Annotated in this window: 3 protein-coding genes; 2 read left to right on the top strand and 1 reads right to left on the bottom strand. The window is 74.6% G+C overall.

Annotated features, from left to right (window positions below; translation table 11 throughout):
- The coding region (locus AC1D15_RS30925; RefSeq protein WP_477829043.1) for an AMP-binding protein at positions 1-955 on the bottom strand (955 nt) is incomplete at its 3' end.
- 164 nt (positions 956-1,119) lie between these two features.
- Here AC1D15_RS30925 and AC1D15_RS30920 point away from each other — a divergent pair.
- Positions 1,120-1,437, top strand: a complete 318-nt coding sequence (locus tag AC1D15_RS30920; protein ID WP_477829042.1) for an ElaB/YgaM/YqjD family protein — start codon at positions 1,120-1,122, stop codon at positions 1,435-1,437.
- The coding region (locus AC1D15_RS30915; RefSeq protein ID WP_477829041.1) for a phage holin family protein at positions 1,437-1,671 on the top strand (235 nt) is incomplete at its 3' end. The genes AC1D15_RS30920 and AC1D15_RS30915, both read left to right, overlap by 1 nt.

The raw sequence follows: 1,671 nt of genomic DNA, 5'->3' as shown, positions 1-1,671 counted from the left end.
CGTCCAGCTGCTCCAGCAGCACCCAGTCGCTGTTCAGGTGCAGCCGGCCGAGCCGGCACTGCGACGCGATCGGCAGGAACTCCGACGCGCCGTAGGCATTCGCGAGCGGGCAGGCGAACGCCTGCTCGACGCGCCGCCGCGCCGCCGGCGTCAGCGTCTCGCCGCCGGTCCACACCTCGTGCAAGCGCAGGCGCAGGCGCCCCGCCGCCTGCTCGCCGGCCAGCAGCACGGCCACGCTCGGGTAGCTCGCGACGATGGTCGGCGCGAACGCCTGCAGCTGCGCCACCAGCGCCGCCGCCGGCTGCAGGAACGAGAAGCCGCGCAGCCGCGGCGCCCACGCCGGCACCCGGTGCCGCAGCCGCTCGACGCTCACGGTGCTCGCGAAATGCCCGCCGGTGGCACCGACGAACGCGATGCGCTCGCCCAGCAGCCACGGGTCGAGCAGCCGCCGCCACGGCTGCAGCACCGGCCGGCGGCACGCCTCCAGCGTGTCGTAGACGCGCATCGCGCCCTCGTCCTGCACGAACAGCGCCGGCTCGCCCTGGCTGCCCGAGCTCTCCCACACCTGGTAGCGCCCGAGGTACGGCCGGCCGATGCCGTCGGGCTGCGCGATGAAGCGCCGCAAGCCCGCCAGGCGCAGCGCCGGGTCGGCCACCCAGTCGTCGAAGCGGTGCATCAGCGTGTGCTTGTCGATCGCCGGCAGGTCGCGCAGCGCCGCACGTGCCGGGTCGATGCCGCGCAGCAGTTTCCGGTACAGCGGCGAATCGCGCGCCGCCGACTGCAGCAGCGCCGCGAGCCGCTGCGCCTGCCGCGCCGCCAGCGCCTCAGGCGTGCCCTGCGGCACGGCCAGCACGTCGAGTGCGAGTGCCGCACCCTGCCATGCCGCGTCGGCGGCCGATTGCCAGTCGGACACCGGCGAGGCCGCTTCGGGAGGTGCCGGACGGGGGGTGGTCATCGCGGGTTTCGGTGCAAATGTGCCCTTGGGGACCATTGGAACACCCGACGATGCGCACCGGCACCCCGCGCCGCCTTGCGTTTGCGCAAACCGCCGGCGGGCATGGCCTGCCTACGATGCGACCGCGCCGATCCCGGCGTGCGAAGCGAACCCGGAGGATCACCATGCACACCCAACCCTTTGCCGGCAATGGCAGCGATACGCTGGCCGGCGGCCTGCGCCAGATGGTCGACGAGGCCGAACGCATGCTGAAGAGCGCGGCCCAGACCGGCGACGAGAAGGTCGACGCGGTGCGCCAGCGCCTGGCCGAGCAGGTGCGCGAGATGCGCAGCCAGCTCGAGCAGCTCGAGGACGATGCCCTGCACCAGGCGCGCCGCGCCGCGCGGCAGGCCGACCACGCGGTGCACGCGCACCCGTACGGCGCGATGGGCGTCGCGGCGGCGGTCGGGCTGCTGGTCGGCTTCCTCGCGGCCCGCCGCTGATGCAGTCGGCCGCCGACGCGTTGCCGCAGCTGCTGGGCACGCTGCTCGACAGCGGGCGCACGCGGCTCGAACTCCTCTCGGTCGAGATCGAGGAGGAGCGGCTGCGCCTCGCGGCGCTCTTCATCGCCGCGGCCGYCACGGTGTTCTGCGCGCTGGTCGCGAGCGTGCTGCTCGCCACCGGGCTGGTGCTGCTGTGCGAGCCGGCGCAGCGCCCGCTGGCGGTCGGTCTCGCGA

It is taken from the genome of Rhizobacter sp. P2_H2, assembly GCF_056403375.1.
This window is presented reverse-complemented; position numbering and strand designations above follow the sequence as displayed.

Coding starts and splice junctions, on each gene's coding strand:
- AC1D15_RS30920 (WP_477829042.1), top strand. CDS start 1,120: ATGCACACCCAACCCTTTGCCGGCAATGGCAGCGATACGCTGGCCGGC.